Source organism: Paracoccus sp. (in: a-proteobacteria) (assembly GCF_047605025.1).
Lineage (GTDB): Bacteria > Pseudomonadota > Alphaproteobacteria > Rhodobacterales > Rhodobacteraceae > Paracoccus.
Map to the genome: position 1 here is coordinate 1 of NZ_JASGGO010000012.1, position 18,993 is coordinate 18,993.

19 protein-coding genes and 1 pseudogene are annotated in these 18,993 nt (G+C 65.7%); 17 read left to right on the forward strand and 3 right to left on the reverse strand.

Features of this window, described 5'->3' with window-relative positions:
- Positions 1-467: 467 nt before the first annotated feature.
- Complete coding sequence (gene gltX, locus QM682_RS08570) at positions 468-1,793, reverse strand: glutamate--tRNA ligase (protein ID WP_415128749.1); 1,326 nt, start codon at positions 1,791-1,793, stop codon at positions 468-470.
- 76 nt (positions 1,794-1,869) lie between these two features.
- Here gltX and QM682_RS08575 point away from each other — a divergent pair, with 76 nt between their 5' ends.
- The 5 genes from QM682_RS08575 to QM682_RS08595 all read left to right on the forward strand — a co-directional run bounded on the left by QM682_RS08575 (position 1,870) and on the right by QM682_RS08595 (position 6,538).
- Complete coding sequence (locus tag QM682_RS08575; protein WP_415128751.1) at positions 1,870-2,277, forward strand: metallopeptidase family protein; 408 nt, start codon at positions 1,870-1,872, stop codon at positions 2,275-2,277.
- 385 nt (positions 2,278-2,662) lie between these two features.
- The gene (locus tag QM682_RS08580; RefSeq protein WP_415128753.1) at positions 2,663-3,160 is read left to right on the forward strand and encodes a copper chaperone PCu(A)C; all 498 of its coding nucleotides are present in this window, start codon (positions 2,663-2,665) and stop codon (positions 3,158-3,160) included.
- Positions 3,157-3,768 (forward strand): SCO family protein, encoded by a 612-nt coding sequence (locus tag QM682_RS08585; RefSeq protein WP_415128755.1) that lies wholly within the window; start codon positions 3,157-3,159, stop codon positions 3,766-3,768. The genes QM682_RS08580 and QM682_RS08585 overlap by 4 nt, the downstream gene beginning before the upstream one ends.
- 414 nt (positions 3,769-4,182) lie before the next feature.
- Positions 4,183-5,472 carry a PQQ-dependent sugar dehydrogenase gene (locus QM682_RS08590; protein WP_415128757.1) on the forward strand — a complete coding sequence of 430 codons (1,290 nt, stop codon included), beginning with the start codon at positions 4,183-4,185 and terminating at the stop codon, positions 5,470-5,472.
- A gap of 346 nt (positions 5,473-5,818) precedes the next feature.
- Positions 5,819-6,538 carry a DNA alkylation repair protein gene (locus QM682_RS08595; protein ID WP_415128759.1) on the forward strand — a complete coding sequence of 240 codons (720 nt, stop codon included), beginning with the start codon at positions 5,819-5,821 and terminating at the stop codon, positions 6,536-6,538.
- A gap of 311 nt (positions 6,539-6,849) precedes the next feature.
- Here the strand turns inward: QM682_RS08595 and QM682_RS08600 are convergent, their stop codons facing one another.
- A complete protein-coding gene (locus QM682_RS08600) occupies positions 6,850-7,389 on the reverse strand; it encodes a hypothetical protein (protein ID WP_415128761.1) in 540 nt (179 codons plus the stop codon).
- Positions 7,390-7,530: 141 nt separating this feature from the next.
- Here QM682_RS08600 and moaA point away from each other — a divergent pair, with 141 nt between their 5' ends.
- Positions 7,531-8,538 carry a GTP 3',8-cyclase MoaA gene (moaA, locus tag QM682_RS08605; protein ID WP_415128763.1) on the forward strand — a complete coding sequence of 336 codons (1,008 nt, stop codon included), beginning with the start codon at positions 7,531-7,533 and terminating at the stop codon, positions 8,536-8,538.
- On the opposite strand, the gene QM682_RS08610 is transcribed toward moaA, so the two are convergent.
- Complete coding sequence (locus QM682_RS08610; RefSeq protein WP_415128765.1) at positions 8,535-8,888, reverse strand: GFA family protein; 354 nt, start codon at positions 8,886-8,888, stop codon at positions 8,535-8,537. The two genes, moaA and QM682_RS08610, sit on opposite strands and share 4 nt — an antisense overlap.
- 146 nt (positions 8,889-9,034) lie before the next feature.
- Between QM682_RS08610 and uvrA the strand changes: the two genes are divergently transcribed.
- From uvrA to nuoF, 11 genes and pseudogenes are all read left to right on the forward strand, one after another.
- Positions 9,035-11,893: an excinuclease ABC subunit UvrA gene (gene uvrA, locus QM682_RS08615; RefSeq protein WP_415128767.1), complete on the forward strand. Its 2,859-nt coding sequence runs from the start codon at positions 9,035-9,037 to the stop codon at positions 11,891-11,893.
- Entirely contained in the window at positions 11,890-12,591 is a 702-nt protein-coding gene (locus tag QM682_RS08620; protein ID WP_415128769.1) for a 3-keto-5-aminohexanoate cleavage protein, read from the forward strand. Before uvrA ends, QM682_RS08620 begins: the two co-directional genes overlap by 4 nt.
- On the forward strand, positions 12,588-12,983 hold the full coding sequence (locus QM682_RS08625; RefSeq protein ID WP_415128771.1) for a DUF4260 domain-containing protein: 396 nt from the start codon (positions 12,588-12,590) through the stop codon (positions 12,981-12,983). Before QM682_RS08620 ends, QM682_RS08625 begins: the two co-directional genes overlap by 4 nt.
- A 198-nt stretch (positions 12,984-13,181) precedes the next feature.
- The gene (locus QM682_RS08630; protein WP_415128773.1) at positions 13,182-13,547 is read left to right on the forward strand and encodes an NADH-quinone oxidoreductase subunit A; all 366 of its coding nucleotides are present in this window, start codon (positions 13,182-13,184) and stop codon (positions 13,545-13,547) included.
- Entirely contained in the window at positions 13,547-14,071 is a 525-nt protein-coding gene (locus QM682_RS08635) for a NuoB/complex I 20 kDa subunit family protein (RefSeq protein WP_415128775.1), read from the forward strand. The genes QM682_RS08630 and QM682_RS08635 overlap by 1 nt, the downstream gene beginning before the upstream one ends.
- A 3-nt stretch (positions 14,072-14,074) precedes the next feature.
- Positions 14,075-14,692, forward strand: a complete 618-nt coding sequence (locus tag QM682_RS08640; RefSeq protein WP_415128777.1) for an NADH-quinone oxidoreductase subunit C — start codon at positions 14,075-14,077, stop codon at positions 14,690-14,692.
- Positions 14,693-14,745: 53 nt separating this feature from the next.
- The gene (locus QM682_RS08645) at positions 14,746-15,984 is read left to right on the forward strand and encodes an NADH-quinone oxidoreductase subunit D (RefSeq protein WP_415128779.1); all 1,239 of its coding nucleotides are present in this window, start codon (positions 14,746-14,748) and stop codon (positions 15,982-15,984) included.
- Positions 15,984-16,688, forward strand: a pseudogene (nuoE, locus tag QM682_RS08650) (NADH-quinone oxidoreductase subunit NuoE); the annotation flags it as partial. The gene QM682_RS08645 and the pseudogene nuoE, both read left to right, overlap by 1 nt.
- Positions 16,689-16,770: 82 nt before the next feature.
- Positions 16,771-17,385: a hypothetical protein gene (locus QM682_RS08655; RefSeq protein ID WP_415128781.1), complete on the forward strand. Its 615-nt coding sequence runs from the start codon at positions 16,771-16,773 to the stop codon at positions 17,383-17,385.
- 41 nt (positions 17,386-17,426) lie between these two features.
- Positions 17,427-17,648, forward strand: a complete 222-nt coding sequence (locus tag QM682_RS08660) for a DUF5337 domain-containing protein (RefSeq protein ID WP_415128783.1) — start codon at positions 17,427-17,429, stop codon at positions 17,646-17,648.
- Between the two features lie 7 nt (positions 17,649-17,655).
- Positions 17,656-18,951, forward strand: coding sequence for an NADH-quinone oxidoreductase subunit NuoF (gene nuoF / locus QM682_RS08665; protein WP_415128785.1), 1,296 nt, complete (start codon positions 17,656-17,658; stop codon positions 18,949-18,951).
- Positions 18,952-18,993 lie beyond the last annotated feature (42 nt).

An 18,993-nucleotide genomic window follows, 5' to 3' on the forward strand; every position in this document is an offset into this window, starting at 1 on the left:
CGGAGGAGGGATTTGAACCCCCGACACAAGGATTATGATTCCTCTGCTCTAACCAGCTGAGCTACTCCGCCACGGAGTGCGGGCTAACTACGGCGTGTGCCTGGAAGGGTCAAGGGGGTTGGCGGCAGTTTTTTCGCATTCACGGATTTCCCGGAGAAGTGTTTTGGGGCGTCGGACGACCGCGCGTGTGGCGCGATACGCCGGGCGCGGGAAAGTCCAACATTTCCTGAGATGGGCATAGATATGGGCGCGGCATGAAGCCGTAAGCCAGACAGGGCGATGGCGAGACGAGGGCCTGGCCGCGCTGTGCCCGATGCCGCGCCGGAGGTCGGCGCGGCGAATCCGCCGGCGCCAAGGTGCAAGCGGGGGCCGGCACATGAGGCCAGGTCGAAGCTGTGACGACGCGGCACAAGGACGCCTTGCCGTGGTTTTCGCGGCGATCCGTCGGCTCCCCTGTAAGGGGCGAGTCAGCCCCGCGCGCGGATGACCTGCAAAAGCGGCATCACCTCGGACATGTCCGGGCCGTGGGATTGGCCGGTCAGGGCCTTGCGCAGCGGCATGAACAGGGCCTTGCCCTTGCGGCCCGTGGCCTCTTTGACCGCGGTGGTGAACTGGGACCAGCTTGCCTCGGTATAGGGCGGGGGCGGCAGCAGGGTCATGGCCTGGGCCACGAATTCGGCATCTTCCGGGTCGATCTGCGGCTCGGCCCCTTGCGAGAAGATCCGCCACCAGCCCGCCAGGTCGTCCAGCCGGGTGATGTTCTGCGAGGCCACGCGCCAGAACCGCTCGGCCTGATCCTCGGGCACGCCAAGGGCCAGGATGTGGTCGCGCACCTCGGCGAAGGGGCGGGCCTGGTTCGCCTCGCGCGTCAGAGGCCAGAGATCCTCGGCGTCGAACTTGGTCGGCGAGGCGCCGAATTGCGCGGGATCGAATCCTTCGGCCAGTTCGTCCAGGCTCATGCGCAGTTCGACCGGCTGCGATGAGCCAAGCCGTGCCATCAGCGACAGAAGCGCCTCGGGGGCGACGCCATTCTCGCGCAGGTCCCTCAGCGACAGGGTGCCCAGGCGCTTGGACAGTTCCTCGCCCTGGGGGCCGGTCAGCAGGCTGTGATGGGCGAAGCTGGGGGGCGTCGCGCCAAGCGCGCGGATGATCTGGATCTGTGTCGCCGTATTCGTCACATGGTCGGCGCCGCGCACGATATGGGTCACGCCCATGTCGGCGTCATCGACGGACGAGGCGAAGGTGTAAAGCACCTGCCCATCGGCGCGGATCAGCACCGGATCCGACACGCTTGCCGCGTCGATCGAGATGTCGCCCAGGATGCCATCGGCCCATTCGATGCGTTCCTGGTCCAGAAGGAAGCGCCAATAGCCGTCCCGCCCCTCGGCCCGCAGTTTTTCGCGCGCCTCATCCGAAAGGCTCAGGCCCGCGCGGTCATAGACCGGGGGCTTGCCCATATTGAGCTGCTTCTTGCGCTTAAGGTCCAGCTCGGTCGGCGTTTCGAACACTTCGTAAAGGCGTCCGGCATCGCGCAGGTCGCGGGCGGCCTCGGCATAGCGGTCCAGGCGGTCGGACTGACGCTCGATCCGGTCCCAGTCCAGGCCCAGCCATTCCAGATCCCGCTGGATGCCGTCCGCATATTCCTGTTTCGAACGTTCGCGGTCGGTATCGTCCAGGCGCAGGATGAAGCTGCCGCCCGCCTTGCGTGCGATCAGATAGTTCATCAGCGCGGTGCGCAGATTGCCGACATGGATGTGGCCGGTGGGCGAAGGGGCGAAACGGGTGATGGTCATGGGGGTCTCCTGTGGGCTTCGCTCTTTCACAAACGGCGGTTTTTGTCCATATCTGGGCCAAAGACGAGGTTAGCAGATGCTTGACTGGAAGAATGCCGAGGCGCCCGACGCGGGCCTGATCGAGGAACTGGCGCGCGAGGCCATCGCCGGCCTGCCGCCCGAATTCGCCGGCCCCGCGCGCGAGGTGGTGCTGCGCATCGAGGATTTCGCCAGCGAGGAGTTCCTGGACGAGTTGCAGATCGACGATCCGCTGGAACTTACCGGGCTTTACGATGGCGTGCCCATGACCGAGAAAAGCCCGAGCGAACCGCAGCATTTCCCGGATACGGTCTGGCTGTTCCGCCGCGCCATCCTGGACGAATGGTCCGCGCGCGGCGACGTGACGCTGGGCGCGCTGGTCGCCCATGTCGTGGTGCATGAATTCGCGCATCACTTCGGCTGGTCGGATGCCGATATCGCGGCCATCGACCGCTGGTGGGAATAGCCGCGTTGAACGACCGTTTTTTGCGGAAAATTCTTGCAGACCTCCAGTCGGATCGGGTGTTTTCCGCCGCTTTGGGATTGCACGCGCACATACGCCTTGAAGTGGCAAATCCGGCCCGCTACCTGAGAGGTCCCAGGGCTTAGGCAGTTTTGCCCAAGGGTTGGGTTTTTATAGCCATCGTGGGCCGCGGCGTCTTGCCGCGTCCTTAAGAGAGCCGGGAACAGAGCTTTTCGAAGCAAGCGTGCCAGACGGTGGTTGCAGTGCCCCTTCCGCCCGGCACGCTCTTTCCCCCTCATATCCCTCGATCTTTCCAATCCGGTGAAAATCTGGCAGCAGCAGGGGTGGTCTGCTTGCGGCATGGCCCGCATTCGGAAAGGAGCGAGGCATGAGGACAATCTTTCTGGCCACGCTTGCGGCGCTGGCGCTGCACGTCCCAGATGTCTGGGCGCAGGCGCATTCCGGCCATGCCGGGGCGATCCCCATGCCGGTGATGCTGGGCGATCTGGTGATCTCGCGGGGCTATGGTCGCGCCACGCCGCCCCATGCGCCGGTGGGCACGGGGTATCTGTCCATCCAGAACCAGGGCCGGGTGCCGGATCGGCTGCTGGGCGCGGAAAGTCCCGCCGCCGGCCGGGTCGAGATCCACCGGATGGCGATGCGGGACGGGGTGATGCGGATGCGCCCGCTGCCCAAGGGGATCGAGATCCCCGCCGGCGCCACGGTCGATCTGCGGCCGGGCGGGGCGCATCTGATGCTGATGGCGCTGAAGGCCCCGCTGGTCGAGGGCGCGCGCCTGCCCGTCAAACTGCGGTTCGAGAGGGCGGGTCGGATCGAGGTTCAGCTTGCCGTGGGGCCTTTGGATGCGACGGGAGGTCATGAATGAGCGTGAAATCGGGGCTGCGGCCCATCCGCCTGGCGCTTTGGGCGCTGGTGGCGCTGGCGCTGATCGGTCTGGCCTGGGTGCAGGTGATCTCGCCGCGCTTGCAGGCGCTGTCCGATGGCGGCATGGCCAATCTGGGGCGCGGCGATTACCGGCTGGTGACCGGGGATGGCCAGCCCTTTACCCAGGACAGCCTGAAGGGGCAGCCGACGGCGGTGTTCTTCGGCTTCACCCATTGCCCCGATGTCTGCCCGACCACGCTGGGCGACATCTCGGGCTGGCAGGAGGATCTGGCGCGGGCGGGAAAAACGCTGCGGGTCTTCCTGGTCACCGTGGACCCCGAGCGTGATTCGCCCGAGGTGATGCGGGATTACGTCTCGTGGGTGCCGGGGGTGCAGGGTGTCTCGGGCTCGCCCGAGGAGATCGCCAAGGCGCTGAAGGCGTTTCGGGTCTATGCCCGCAAGGCGGCGCTGGAGGGGGGCGACTACACGATGGACCATTCTGCCATGGTGCTGCTGTTCGACCGGGACGGGCGCTATAGCGGGCTGATCGGCTATCAGGAGGACGCCGACCGGGTCCGCGCCAGCCTGGAGCGGCTGGTGGCCGGCTAGGCCGCATTCTGCTCCGGGGGAATGGTTAACAAGGTAAGGTATAAACCCCGGAGGACCGCCTGCGGGGCGGTAACTGCTGGGCCATGCGTGGCATGGCTGGAATTTCTGGTCGGAAAGGGCGGGCTGGGAGTGTCTGAGTGGCGAGCCGGCCTGCATCATATGCGGGCGGTTTCGGCGATGCTGCCGCACTCCTTGCTGGCGTTGATCCGGTCGAAAGCTTGCTGGCGAAAGGCTGGCGCGCTGTCTTGTGGTCCATTTAGATGAAAGCCCTGGGGGCGTCAATAAAAAAATAACTGATTTCAATTAGTTGATAGAAATTCTCGGGAAAAAGATGGTATACCAAATCCCGGTGACAAGGGCGGTCGGCTGCTTTAGCCTGACGGGCATGGAACGGTGCAGGACAAGGCGGGCAAGATGGATCTGATGGCTAAGGCGACCGAACTGGTGGGGGCGGCGATGGTGGCGCTGCGGCGCAAGGATTCCCCCAAGGTCCAGGCGGTGGGCAGCGCGCCGCAGATCCCCCAGGCGCGCGAACAGGGGATCATGACGCTGAAGATGCCCACGGCGCGGGGCTGGGCGCCGGGACAGGTCCCGCAGGCGGCGCCGGGGCTGCGGGTGAATGCCTTCGCCACGCAATTGCAGCATCCGCGCTGGATCGAGGTGCTGCCCAATGGCGACGTGCTGGTCGCCGAGGCATTGCAGGCCGAGCGTCCGCCGAAGACCTTGCTGGATCATGCCATGGTCTCGACCATGCGCCGGGCGAGGGCGATCGGGCACAGCGCGAATCGGGTCAGCCTTTGGCGCGATCCCGATGGCGATGGCATAGCCGAAGAGCGCCACGTCTTTGTCGAGAACCAGAACCAGCCCTTCGGCATGGCCCTGGTCGGCGGGACCTTCTATCTGGGCAATACCGACGGCATTCTGGCCTTTCCTTATGCCGAGGGCGCGACGCGGCTTGAAGGGTCGGGGCGGCGGCTGGTCGAATTCAAGCCGGACGGGCATTGGACGCGCAGCCTGATCGTCTCGCCCGACCGGGGCCGGATCTATGCGGGTGTGGGCTCGCTCAGCAATATCGCCGACGACGGCATGCAGGTCGAGGAGGGCCGGGCCGCGATCTGGGAACTGGACCTGGCCAGCGGCGCGGCGCGGGTCTTTGCCAGCGGCCTGCGCAACCCGGTGGGCCTGGCATGGGAGCCAGAGACCGGCGCGCTGTGGACCGTGGTGAACGAGCGGGACGGCCTGGGCGATGAGACGCCGCCCGACTATCTGACCTCGGTGCAGGAGGGCGGCTTCTATGGCTGGCCCTATTGCTATTGGGGGCAGATCGTCGATGACCGGGTGCCGCAGGATCCGGCCATGGTGACGACGGCGCTGCGGCCCGATTACGCGTTGGGCGGGCATACCGCCTCGCTGGGACTGTGCTGGATGCCCGAGGGAACGCTGCCGGGCTTCGGCGCGGGGATGGTGATCGGGCAGCACGGCTCCTGGAACCGGGCCACGCTCAGCGGCTATCGGCTGGTTTTCGTGCCTTTCGCGGGCGGCAAGCCCTCGGGTCCGCCGCGCGACATCCTGACCGGCTTTCTCAGCCCGGACGAGAAGTTTTCTTATGGCCGCCCGGTCGGCGTGGCGGTCGGGCCGGACGGACGCTCGCTTTTGATGGCCGATGACGTGGGGGATGTGATCTGGCGCGTCACTGGCGTCTGATCGGGCGTATGCCGGCGGTGCCGGGGCGGCGCGCCCTGGCCCGTCCTGGACGGTCAGCGTGAAATGCTTGCCCATATCCGGTTCGGCATGATGCGACATCGGGGCAAGCTTCAGTCGCCGCGCGCTGCCGAGCATGCCGGCATTGGTGCCTTCAAGGTGGTTTCAGAAAGTGTCCTTTCGGGATGTTGCGGACTGGGTGGCGATGTCCGTGGTGGTCATGTCTGCACTGGTCGTGGCGATCTTCCTGTTGCTGCGAAGGGAAGGCTGGGACCTGGGCGGCGGGTTCCGGGGTTTGACAAATCGCAAGCCGCGCGGTTCAAGCGGTCCCAGGCGACAGGAGGCCCCGATGGACCAGCATGAGATCCCGCAGTTGATGGAATTGCGCGCCTTGGGCGATGCGGACCGGGCCGCCGAAATGGCCGCCTATCATAAGGCCCCGCGCGTCTATCTGGGCGTGCCGGTGCCGGTGATCGACGCCTTGGCGCGCGGCTGGCGCGAGGGGATGCCGCTTGAGGCGCGCCTGGATCTGGCGCGGATCCTGTGGGCCAGCGACCTGCATGAAGGGCGGGTCGCGGCGGCGAAGCTGCTGACCCAGGCGCGGATCCGTCCGGATGCCGAGGTCTGGCGGCTGATCGCATCCTGGGTGCCCGATTTCGATGCCTGGGCGATCGCGGATCATGCGATGGGCGCGGGCGGGCGGCGTCTGATCGCCGCGCCCGAGCGGCTGGACGAGGTAGAGACCTGGCTGGATCACGGTAATTTCTGGGTGCGCCGGGCTGCCTTGGTCGGCACCTTGCCCTGGACCCGTATCCGCAACCCGAAACCGCAGGAAGTGGCGGCGCGGGATCGCATCCTTATCTGGTTGGAGCGCCTGGCCGATGATCCAGAATGGTTCGTGCAGAAAGCCGTCGGCTGGTGGCTGCGGGATCTTTCGAAGCACGACCCGCGGCGGGTGCGCGATTGGCTGGCGGTGCATGGTGCCCGGCTGAAGCCCTTTGCCCTTCGCGAGGCGGGGCTTTGGCTGCCCGAGAATCGCCAGGCGCGTGGCGGCGACGTGGCGGAATAATCGACGGGCCGGGCGGGGTGCATTGGCCGTCATTGGCCGGACGTGAGCTTGGTGGGCCGGCCTGGTTGTTCAGCCAAGACCCACCTGCGCGGCTTCCAAGGCAAGAAACGCCGGGCAGAACCAAGCGAATAGAGCCGCCATAAGCACAGCGTTTGCTTTCACCTGGTGCGCCTCGCGGAGGTCTGGGATGGCATCGTCGCATCCGTGAACGCATGCGGCGTCTGGTCGGGACTGGAATCCGGCGCGTCGACACGGGAAAACCCGCCGCGTGCGGCAGGGGAAGCAGCCGATTCGACGCGACCAACGCGCGGCTAGCCCTGAAAAAGCTCAAGCGTGGGCAGGTCGGTCAGGCTGGCGCCCAGCATTTGCAGCGTCGAGAGCGAGACCTGGCTACCGCCGCCCGGCGGACCGCCCAGGGGGATCAGCCGCACCTTGGAGGATTTGCCCGTCGCGGGATTGACCACGCGGCCCGCGCTTTCAGCATCGACCAGCGGTGTCTTGACCCAGAAGCCCGGCAGCGAGGGATCGCCCAGCGAGGCCACCGTGGTCCCCAGCCGACGCTCGCCCCCGCTGGGTGCGGCGGCGGCCTGCGCGCGTTCGGCCTGCGAGGCGCGGTCAAGCTGGGCCACGCTGAGCGCCGCCCCCTCGCCGATCGAGGAAGTGCCGCTGGTCTTGCCCGGTGTGCGGGGCGCCGTGCCTTGCAGAACCGGCCCCGAGATCACCGGCTGGCCGGTGCCGGGGTCGACCATTACCGGCATGACCGGCGGCGGTGCTTGCGTCGCGGGCTTCTGGGCGCAGGCGGCAAGCGCCATAAGGGCCAGGGCGCCGGTCAGTCGGATCAGCTTGTGCATCGCTTTCCTCACCTTCAATTCGCCGGGAAGGCTAGCCGGGGGCGGGGCAGGAAGTCCACCTCAACCCGCGAAACTGGTTACGGCCACGTCAACGGATCGGCTGGCTTGTGCGCCAGGGGCGGCGGCCCTATCTTCGGAGCCATGGAAGCGCATGGCCCCCTGGTCGATCCCTTTGCCCGCCCGATCTCGTATCTGCGGGTCTCGGTCACGGATCGCTGCGATTTCCGCTGCACCTATTGCATGGCCGAGCACATGCAGTTCCTGCCCAAGCGCGACCTGCTGACGCTTGAGGAACTGGACAGGTTGTGTTCGGTCTTTGTCGAACTGGGCGTGCGCAAGCTGCGCGTCACCGGGGGCGAGCCGCTGGTGCGGCGCAACATCATGGAATTCTTTCGCGCCATGTCGCGGCATCTGGGGCAGGGGCTTGATGAGTTGACGCTGACCACCAATGGCAGTCAGCTTGCGCGCTTCGCCGGGGAACTGGCCGATTGCGGGGTGCGGCGGGTCAATGTCTCGCTCGATACGCTGGACGCCGAGAAGTTCGCGCGCATCACCCGATGGGGGCGCCTGCCGCAGGTGCTGGAGGGGGTCGAGGCCGCTGCCCGCGCCGGGATGCAGGTCAAGATCAACACCGTCGCCTTGAAGGGCTTCAACGAGGATGAGCTTTTCGCGCTGCTGGACTGGTGCGCCGATCAGGGCCACGACCTGACCTTCATCGAGGTGATGCCCATGGGCGACATGGGCGAAGAGGCGAGGCTGGACCAGTATTGGCCGCTTTCGGACCTGCGGCGGCGGCTGGAGTCGCGTCTGACCCTGACCCCTCTGGCCGAGCGCAGCGGTGGCCCGGCCCGCTATGCCCGCATCGAGGAGACGGGCCAGAAGATCGGTTTCATCACGCCGCTGACACATAATTTCTGCGAAAGCTGCAATCGGGTGCGGCTGACCTGCACGGGCGAACTGTTCATGTGCCTGGGGCAGGAGGATCGCGCCGACCTGCGCGCGCCCCTGCGCGCCAGCGAAAGCGACATGCCGCTGCGCGACGCGGTCCGCGAGGCGATCTCGCGCAAGCCCAAGGGCCACGATTTCGATTACGCGCGGCGCCATGTTTTGGGGCAGGTGCCCCGGTTCATGAGCCATACGGGCGGCTAGAAGCTGGCGCCGTCCACCGCCTGGCTGGGCAGCGCGCGGGCATCGACTCCTTCCAGGCAATTGACGTTGATAGCCACCACCTCGGCCCCGTCCGGGCCTGTGCCGCGCGCATAGGATTCGATGCCGCAGGTCGGGCAGAACAGGTGGTGGATCGCCTTGCGATTGAACAGGTATTCCGTCACCGGCCCGTCGGTGGTCAGCCAGAAATCCGCAGCCGGCGCGAAGGCCAGCACCGACCCCAGCCGCTTGCAGCGCGAACAGTTGCAGGTCACGGTCTGGTCCAGATCGGCCTCGACTTCATAGGCGACGGCGCCGCATTGGCAGCTTCCGGTGTAATGCTGTCTGGCCATGCATACCCTCCTTTTGCCCGTCCTGTCCACATGCTGTCTGTTTGGCGGCAAGGGTGCAAGCGGAAATGTTCGCGTGATGTTCTTTAACGGTTGCCATTTCGCGGATCATGCCTATCTGATGCGCTTGGCGGAATCAGGACGGCACGATGGAACAGAAGTTCATCGAAGTTCGCGGCGCGCGCGAGCATAATCTCAAGAACGTGGACATGGACATTCCGCGCGACCAGTTGGTGGTGATCACCGGCCTGTCGGGGAGCGGAAAGTCCAGCCTGGCCTTCGATACCATCTATGCCGAGGGGCAGCGGCGCTATGTCGAAAGCCTGTCGGCCTATGCCCGGCAGTTCCTGGACATGATGGGCAAGCCGGACGTGGACCATATCTCGGGCCTGTCGCCGGCGATTTCCATCGAGCAGAAGACGACCAGCAAGAACCCGCGCTCGACCGTCGGCACGGTGACGGAAATCTACGACTATCTGCGGCTGCTGTTCGCCCGCGCCGGCACGCCCTATTCGCCGGCGACCGGCCTGCCGATCGAGGCGCAGCAGGTGCAGGACATGGTGGACCGGGTGATGGACCTGCCCGAAGGCACCCGCGCCTATCTGCTGGCCCCCATCGTCCGCGACCGCAAGGGCGAATATAAAAAGGAATTCCTGGAACTGCGCAAGCAGGGTTTCCAGCGCGTCAAGGTCAACGGCCAGTTTCATGAGCTGGACGAGCCGCCGGTTCTGGACAAGAAATTCCGCCACAATATCGACGTGGTGGTGGACCGGATCGTGGTGCGCGCAGGCATGGAGACGCGGCTGGCCGACAGCTTCCGCACCGCGCTGGACCTGGCCGACGGCATCGCGCTGCTGGAAACCGCCCCGGCCGAGGGCGAGCCCGAGCGCATCACCTTCAGCGAAAATTTTGCCTGCCCGGTCAGCGGCTTCACCATCCCGGAAATCGAGCCTCGGCTGTTTTCCTTCAACGCGCCTTTCGGGGCCTGTCCGTCCTGCGACGGGCTGGGGGTCGAGCTGTTCTTCGACGAGCGGCTGATCGTGCCGGATCAGGCGCTTTCCATCGCGCAAGGCGCCCTGGCGCCCTGGGCCAAGTCGAAATCGGCCTATGTCACCCAGACGATCAACGCGCTGGCCAAGCATTACGTCTTTGACAAGAAAACGCCCTGGAAGGACCTGCCCGAGGAAGTGCGGCAGATGTTCCTGCACGGCTCGGGGCGCGAAGAGATCCCCTTTCGCTTCGACGATGCCGGCCGGATCTATGAGATCGCCCGCACATTCGAGGGCATCATCCCGAACATGGAGCGCCGGCTGCGCGAAAGCGACAGCCAATGGGTGCGCGAGGAGTTCGAGAAATACCAGAACAACCGCCCCTGCGGCGTCTGCCAGGGCTATCGGCTGAAGCCCGAGGCGCTGGCGGTCAAGATCGCGGGCACGCATATCGGCCAGGTCACGGAGCTTTCGATCCGCGAGGCGCTGGCCTGGGTCGAGACGGCGCCGCGCCATCTGAGCAAGCAGAAGAACGAGATCGCGGCGGCGATCCTTAAGGAAATCCGCGAGCGGCTTGGTTTTCTGGTGAACGTGGGCCTGGATTACCTGACGCTTTCCCGCGCGGCCGGCACGCTTTCGGGCGGCGAAAGCCAGCGCATCCGGCTGGCGTCGCAGATCGGCTCCGGGCTGACGGGCGTGCTTTACGTTCTGGACGAGCCCAGCATCGGCCTGCATCAGCGCGACAACGACCGGCTTCTGGACACGCTGAAGGGCCTGCGCGATCAGGGCAATTCGGTGATCGTGGTCGAACATGACGAGGATGCGATCCGGCACGCGGATTACGTCTTCGACATGGGGCCGGGGGCCGGCGTGCATGGCGGCGCGGTGGTGGCCAAGGGCACGCCGGGCCAGATCGCGGCCAATCCCGACAGCCTGACCGGGCAATATCTTTCCGGCCTGCGCGAGATCGCGGTCCCCGCCGAGCGGCGCAAGGGCAAGGGCAAGGCGATCAAGGTGGTGGGCGCCACCGGCAACAACCTGAAAAACGTCAGCGCCGAATTCCCCTTGGGCAAGTTCGTCTGCGTCACCGGCGTTTCGGGCGGGGGCAAATCGACGCTGACGATCGAGACCCTGTTCAAGACCGCCAGCCTGCGCCTGAACGGCGCCCGCCAGACCCCGGCGCCCTGCGAGACGATCAAGGGGCTGGAACTGCTGGACAAGGTGATCGACATCGACCAGCGGCCCATCGGACGGACTCCGCGCTCCAACCCCGCGACCTATACCGGCGCCTATACCCATATCCGCGACTGGTATGCCGGCCTGCCCGAATCGAAGGCGCGCGGCTACAAGCCCGGCCGCTTCAGCTTCAACGTCAAGGGCGGCCGCTGCGAGGCCTGTCAGGGCGACGGCGTCATCAAGATCGAGATGCACTTCCTGCCCGATGTCTACGTCACCTGCGAGACCTGCAAGGGCAGGCGCTACAACCGCGAGACGCTTGAAGTGCATTTCAAGGGCAAATCCATCGCCGATGTCTTGGACATGACGGTCGAGGACGCGCAGGAATTCTTCAAGGCCGTGCCCTCGATCCGCGACAAGATGGATGCGCTGGTCGAGGTGGGCCTGGGCTATATCAAGGTCGGCCAGCAGGCCACCACGCTGTCGGGCGGCGAGGCGCAGCGGGTCAAGCTGTCCAAGGAACTGTCGCGCCGCGCGACCGGCAAGACGCTGTATATCCTGGACGAACCGACCACGGGCCTGCATTTCGAGGATGTGAGGAAGCTGCTGGAAGTGCTGCATTCCCTGGTCGACCAGGGCAATACGGTCGTGGTGATCGAGCATAACCTGGACGTGATCAAGACCGCCGACTGGATCATCGACATCGGCCCCGAGGGCGGCGACGGCGGCGGCCGCATCGTCGCCACCGGCACGCCCGAGGACGTGGCGAAGGTCGCCGAAAGCTATACCGGGCGCTACCTGGCGCCCATGCTGGCCGCGGCGCGGCAGCGGGCGGCGGAATGATTCAGGGCTGCCTGAACGGCGCGCGGCCCCTGTCGGTGCCAAGCCTTCCGGTCACGCCGCAGGCGGTGGCGGCGGATGCGGTGGCGGCGCGCCGGGCGGGGGCCGATTGCCTGCACATCCATCCCCGCGATGTGGTGGGCCGCGAATCGCTGGCCTGCGCCGATGTCGCCGCGCATCTTCGGGCCGTGCGCGCGGCGGTGCCGGGGATGGCGGTCGGGATCTCGACCGGGGATTGGATCCGGCCCCGCGCCGGGCGGCTTCGGGACATGCGCGGCTGGACCGAGCGGCCGGATTACGTCTCGGTCAACCTTTCCGAGCCGGTCGCGCCCCAGGTCATCGCGCTGATGACCGCGATGGGGATCGGAATCGAGCTTGGCCTGGCCTCCGAGGCGGATCTGGACAGGCTCGCGGGGCTGGAACCGCCACGGGCATTGCGGGCGCTGATCGAGATGCCGGCGGGACCGGCCGAGGAGATCGCGCCGGTCGCCCGGCGGATCTTCGCGCGGCTGCGGGGCGGGGTGCCGATTCTGCTGCATGGCTTTGACGACAATGCCTTCGCCTTCGTCGCCATGGCGAGGGAGCTGGGCTGCGACACCCGTATCGGGCTTGAGGATTGCGTGACCCTGCCTGACGGTCGGCCCGCCACCAATGCGGATTTGGTGGCCGAGGCGGCGCGGATCCAAGGGGCGCGGACATGAGCGCGCCCGCCCGCGCCTGGCAGCAGGCCGAGGGCGCCGGGGTGGCGCTTGGCGGCGTGGCGGTGGCGGGTTTCGCGTCGCCCGGCTGGCCCTGGTGGGCCTGGCTGCTGGTCTTGCTGGCGCCGGATCTGTCGATGCTGGCCTATCTGGCCGGGCGGCGGATAGGCGCCATCGGCTATAATCTGGCGCATCTTTACGCGGCGCCCTTCCTGCTGATGATGCTGGGCGTCGCGGGCGGCGGAATCGAGGTCATCGCCGCCTCGGGGTTATGGCTTGCGCATGTCGGCATGGACCGCGCGCTTGGGCTGGGGCTGAAGCTGCCATCGGGTTTTCGCGACACGCATCTTGGCCGGATCGGGCCGGGCGGGAAGAGCGACCAGATACGCGATTGAACACGCCATGGGCGCCGGCCGGGCATTTTCTTGAAAATCCGTTGCATTCCGCTAGCGATACAACAGCTTGGCGACTAGGATGGCCGTCAGACCATCGCCACCGTTGACCCTGCCTGCGGGTGCGGCTAAATGGGCCTCAGCCAAACCCATCGCGGGGCGCCAACCGGGTTCCTGCGAGTTGAAGGGAGCCCAACCTCAGTGGAATACCTGCTGCAAGAATATCTGCCCATCCTGGTCTTTCTGGGAATGGCCTCGGCCCTGGCGCTCGTGCTGATTCTCGCCGCCGCCGTGGTCGCCATCCGCAACCCGGATCCCGAAAAAGTCAGCGCCTACGAATGCGGCTTCAATGCCTTCGACGATGCGCGGATGAAGTTCGACGTGCGATTCTATCTGGTCTCGATCCTGTTCATCATCTTCGACCTGGAGGTCGCCTTCCTGTTCCCCTGGGCGGTGGGTTTCGCGGCTTTGTCCGAAGTGGCCTTCTGGTCGATGATGGTCTTCCTGGCCGTCCTGACCATCGGCTTCGCCTATGAATGGAAGAAGGGGGCGCTGGAATGGGCGTGATGACCGGAGCCAATACCGCAGGCGCGGACCGTGAATTCGCCACGGCCGAGCTGAACCGTGAATTGCAGGACAAGGGCTTCCTGCTGACCACGACCGAGGACATCATCAACTGGGCGCGCAACGGCTCGCTGCACTGGATGACCTTCGGGCTGGCCTGCTGCGCGGTCGAGATGATGCAGACCTCGATGCCGCGCTATGACGTCGAACGTTTCGGCACCGCGCCGCGCGCCTCTCCGCGCCAGTCGGACCTGATGATCGTCGCGGGCACCTTGACCAACAAGATGGCCCCGGCGCTGCGCAAGGTCTATGATCAGATGCCCGAGCCGCGCTATGTGATCAGCATGGGAAGCTGCGCCAATGGCGGCGGCTATTACCATTACTCCTATTCCGTGGTGCGCGGCTGCGACCGCATCGTGCCGGTGGACATCTATATCCCCGGCTGCCCGCCCACGGCCGAGGCGCTGCTTTACGGCATTCTGCAACTTCAGCGCCGCATCCGGCGCACCGGCACTCTGGTGAGGTAAGCCATGGTCGATACCGAAGCCCTGAGCGAACTGGCCGAGCATATCGCGCTGCGCCGCGACAATGACGTGGTCGAGACCGGGCTTGCCTATGGCGAGCTGACCGTGACCGTGACCCTTTCGGGCCTGGTCGGATTCATCGAATTTCTGCGCAACGACGCGAATTGCCGCTTTTCAACCCTGATCGACATCACGGCGGTGGACCATCCGAACCGCCCGGCGCGCTTCGATCTGGTCTATCATCTGCTCTCAATGTATCGCAACCAGCGCATCCGGGTGAAGGCGCAACTGCGCGAGGACGAAATCGCTCCCAGCCTGATGGGTGTCTTTCCCGGCGCCAACTGGTATGAGCGCGAGATTTTCGACATGTTCGGGATCCTGTTCGCGGGCCATCCCGATCTGCGCCGCATCTTGACGGATTACGGTTTCCGCGGCCATCCGCTGCGCAAGGATTTCCCGACCACCGGCTATACCGAGGTGCGCTGGAATGACGTGGAGAAGCGCGTCGTCTATGAGCCGGTCAAGCTGGTGCAGGAATACCGCCAGTTCGATTTCCTGTCGCCTTGGGAGGGCGCGAAATACGTCCTGCCCGGCGACGAGAAGGCGCCGGAGGCCAAGAAGTGAGTTTCGTGACGCAGCCGGCCCATGCGGCCAAGCATCGCATTTGAGGGATGACCATGGACGGCGACATCCGCAAGAACAACTATGACGACGGTTCGCTCGACAGCCTGACGGGCGAGCAGAGCATCCGCAACTTCAACATCAACTTCGGCCCCCAGCACCCGGCTGCCCATGGCGTGCTGCGCATGGTGCTGGAACTGGACGGCGAGATCGTCGAGCGCGCCGATCCTCATATCGGCCTGCTGCATCGCGGCACCGAAAAGCTGATGGAAAGCAGGACCTACCTGCAAAACCTGCCCTATTTCGACCGGCTGGATTACGTCGCGCCGATGAACCAGGAACATGCTTGGTGCATGGCGATCGAGCGGCTGACCGGCACCGTGGTGCCGCGCCGCGCCAGCCTGATCCGGGTGCTGTATTCCGAGATCGGCCGCATCCTGAACCACCTGATGGGCCTGACAACTGGGATGCTGGACATCGGCGCGCTGACGCCTCCGCTTTGGGGGTTCGAGGCGCGCGAGCAGTTGATGGTGTTCTACGAACGTGCCTGTGGCGCGCGGCTGCACGCGGCCTATTTCCGGCCCGGCGGTGTTCACCAGGATCTGACGCCCGAGCTTCTGGACGATATCGAGGAATGGTGCGAGAGTTTCCCGAACCTTTGCGATGACCTGAACACGCTTCTGACCGAGAATCGCATCGTCAAGCAGCGCCTTGTCGATATCGGCATCGTGACCGAGCAGGACTGTCTGGATTGGGGCTATACTGGGGTGATGGTGCGTGGCTCGGGCCTGGCCTGGGACCTGCGCCGCAGCCAGCCCTATGAATGCTATGATGAGTTCGATTTCCAGATCCCGGTCGGCCGGAACGGCGATTGCTACGACCGCTACCTGATTCGCATGCAAGAGATGCGCGAATCCTGCAAGATCATGAAGCAGGCGGTGAAAAAGCTGCGGGCCGAGCCTGCGGGCGACGTGCTGGCGCGCGGCAAGCTGACGCCGCCCAAGCGCAGCGACATGAAGCGCGACATGGAAAGTCTGATCCATCACTTCAAGCTTTACACCGAGGGCTTCAAGGTTCCGGCGGGCGAGGTCTATGCCGCCGTCGAGGCGCCCAAGGGCGAATTCGGCGTCTATCTGGTCGCGGATGGCACGAACAAGCCCTGGCGCGCCAAGCTGCGGGCACCGGGTTTCGCCCATCTCCAGTCCATCGACTGGATGTCCAAGGGCCATATGCTGGCCGATGTTCCGGCGATCATCGCCACTCTTGATATCGTTTTCGGAGAGGTTGACCGCTGATGCTGCGCCGTCTGTCCCCCATCCAGCCTGAAAGTTTCGAATTCACCCCCGCCAACCTGGAATGGGCGCGGGCGCAGATGACCAAATACCCGGAAGGCCGCCAGCAATCGGCGGTGATCCCGGTCCTGTGGCGGGCGCAGGAACAGGAAGGCTGGCTGTCGCGCCCGGCTATCGAATATGTCGGCAACCTTCTGGGCATGGCCTATATCCGGGTGCTGGAAGTCGCCACCTTCTACTTCATGTTTCAGCTTTATCCCGTTGGAAGCGTTGCGCATATCCAGATCTGCGGCACCACGACCTGCATGATCTGCGGGGCCGAGGATCTGATCCGGGTCTGCAAGGACAAGATCGCCCCCTCGTCGCATACGCTGTCGGCGGACGGGCGCTTCTCATGGGAAGAGGTCGAGTGTCTGGGCGCCTGCACCAATGCGCCCATGGCCCAGATCGGCAAGGATTTCTACGAGGATCTGACCGCCGAGAAACTGGCGGCGCTGATCGACAGCTTCACCGCCGGCGAGGTGCCCGTGCCCGGCCCGCAGAACGGCCGCTTCTCGTCCGAGGCGCTTGGCGGGCCGACCGCCCTGGCGGGTCTGAAGGGCGGCGAGCAATATAATGGCAGCGTCGCGCGCGCGGTGCGGCTGGGCGAGACGATCAAGCGGATCGACGGGACCGAGGTTCCGATCACCACGCCATGGCTGCGCAGCCAAGAGGCGACCGTGACGGAAAAGGATGGTATCAACGGCTGAGGCTTGGCCGCGACAGGGGGCCGCAACGGGGGATGTGACGATGGATCGGTTGGTGTGCAACAGGAACTGCTGGGTCTCGGGCGCGATCGCCGGGGTCGTGGTGCTGTTGTTCACCTCGGGCATCGGGGATCTGGCTTGGGGCGGAGGACTGTTCCTGGGCATCGTGACCGGGGTTCTGTTCGGTGCGATGATGGTCTGGCTGGTCTGCCAGGAGCGGCCCGATCTGGTCGCCGGCCCCGAGGGGCTGACCCGCACCGATTGGGAGCGCGAGGTTGCCGAGCGTCAGCCCGAGGCTCTGCTGGTATCGTCCGTTGGGCCGGAGGCGGTCAGCTTTGCCGCGCAGATGCCGCTGGTCGCGGGGGCGATGCCCAAGGTCGCGGCCCAGGCGCCGGAACCGCAGGCCGCGGTGTCGGACGACCTGCGCCAGATCAAGGGGGTCGGGCCGAAGCTTTCGGACTGGCTCCACGAAAATGGAGTGACCCGCTTTGCCCAGATCGCGGCCTGGGACGCGGCGCAGGTGGCGGATTTCGCCCAGAGGCTGGGCCGCATGGGCGGGCGGATCGAGACGGATGACTGGGTGGGTCAGGCCCGTATCCTGGCCCAGGGCGGCAAGACCGAGCATTCGCGCAAGGTCGAACGCGGCGAGGCGACTTGAAGCCCCGCGCGCCGAAGGATAGGCCGCCGCCGCCTGAAAGGGTGGGGGCGGCGCAAGCCGGGCAGATGCGCCTGGTCGGGGTGGTGATCGCCGTGACCATGCTCAGTTGGCTGGGGATGCAATGGCTGGGGGGCCGGATGGGCTGGCCCGCGAAATATGCCTTTCTCGCCGATCTTCTGGCGATGGGGGCCTTGATCTGGTCGCTTCTGGTGACCTGGCGGATCTGGCGGCGGCGCGATGCGTCCTCGCAGGGACAAGGATAAGACGACGATGCTGAACGATCAGGACCGGATCTTTACGAACATCTACGGCATGGGCGACCGCAGCCTGGCCGGGGCCAGAAAGCGCGGCTGCTGGGACGGCACCGCCGCCATCATCGCCAGGGGCCGCGACGGCATCGTCAACGAGATGAAGGCCTCGGGCCTGCGCGGCCGAGGCGGCGCGGGCTTTCCGACCGGCATGAAATGGTCCTTCATGCCCAAGGAAACGGATGGCCGCCCGTCCTATCTGGTGATCAACGCCGACGAATCCGAGCCCGCGACCTGCAAGGACCGCGAGATCATGCGCCATGATCCGCATACCCTGATCGAGGGCGCGCTGATCGCCAGCTTTGCCATGGGCGCGCATGCCGCCTATATCTACATCCGGGGCGAGTTCATCCGCGAGAAAGAGGCGCTGCAAGCCGCCATCGACGAATGCTATGACGCGGGCCTGCTGGGCCGTAACGCGGCCGGTTCGGGATGGGACTTCGACCTTTACCTGCATCACGGCGCCGGAGCCTATATTTGCGGCGAGGAAACCGCGCTGCTGGAATCGCTTGAGGGCAAGAAGGGCATGCCCCGGATGAAACCGCCCTTCCCGGCGGGGGCGGGGCTTTACGGCTGTCCGACCACGGTGAACAATGTCGAATCTATCGCGGTGGTGCCGACCATCCTGCGCCGCGGCGCGCAATGGTTCGCGGGCTTCGGCCGTCCGAACAATGCCGGGGTCAAGCTTTTCGGCATGACGGGCCATATCAACACCCCCTGCGTGGTCGAGGAGACCATGTCCATCCCCATGCGCGAGTTGATCGAGAAACATGGCGGCGGCGTGCGCGGCGGCTGGAAGAACCTGAAGGCGGTGATCCCAGGCGGTGCCTCATGCCCGGTGCTGACGGCCGAGATGTGCGAGAACGCCATCATGGATTACGACGGCATGCGCGAGTTGCGCTCGTCCTTCGGCACCGCCTGCATGATCGTGATGGACCAGTCCACCGACGTGGTGAAGGCGATCTGGCGGCTCAGCAAGTTCTTCAAGCATGAAAGCTGCGGCCAGTGCACCCCCTGCCGCGAGGGCACGGGCTGGATGATGCGCGTCATGGACCGCCTGGTCCGGGGCGAGGCCGAGATCGAAGAGATCGACATGCTGTTCGACGTGACCAAGCAGGTCGAGGGCCATACCATCTGCGCGCTTGGCGACGCGGCCGCCTGGCCGATCCAGGGCCTGATCCGCAACTTCCGCGAGGAAATCGAGGACCGCATCAAGGCCAAACGCACCGGGCGCATGGGCGCCATGGCGGCGGAGTAAGGCGCGTGGCGTTGGTTTTCGCACATGCGGCTGCGGCGGCCC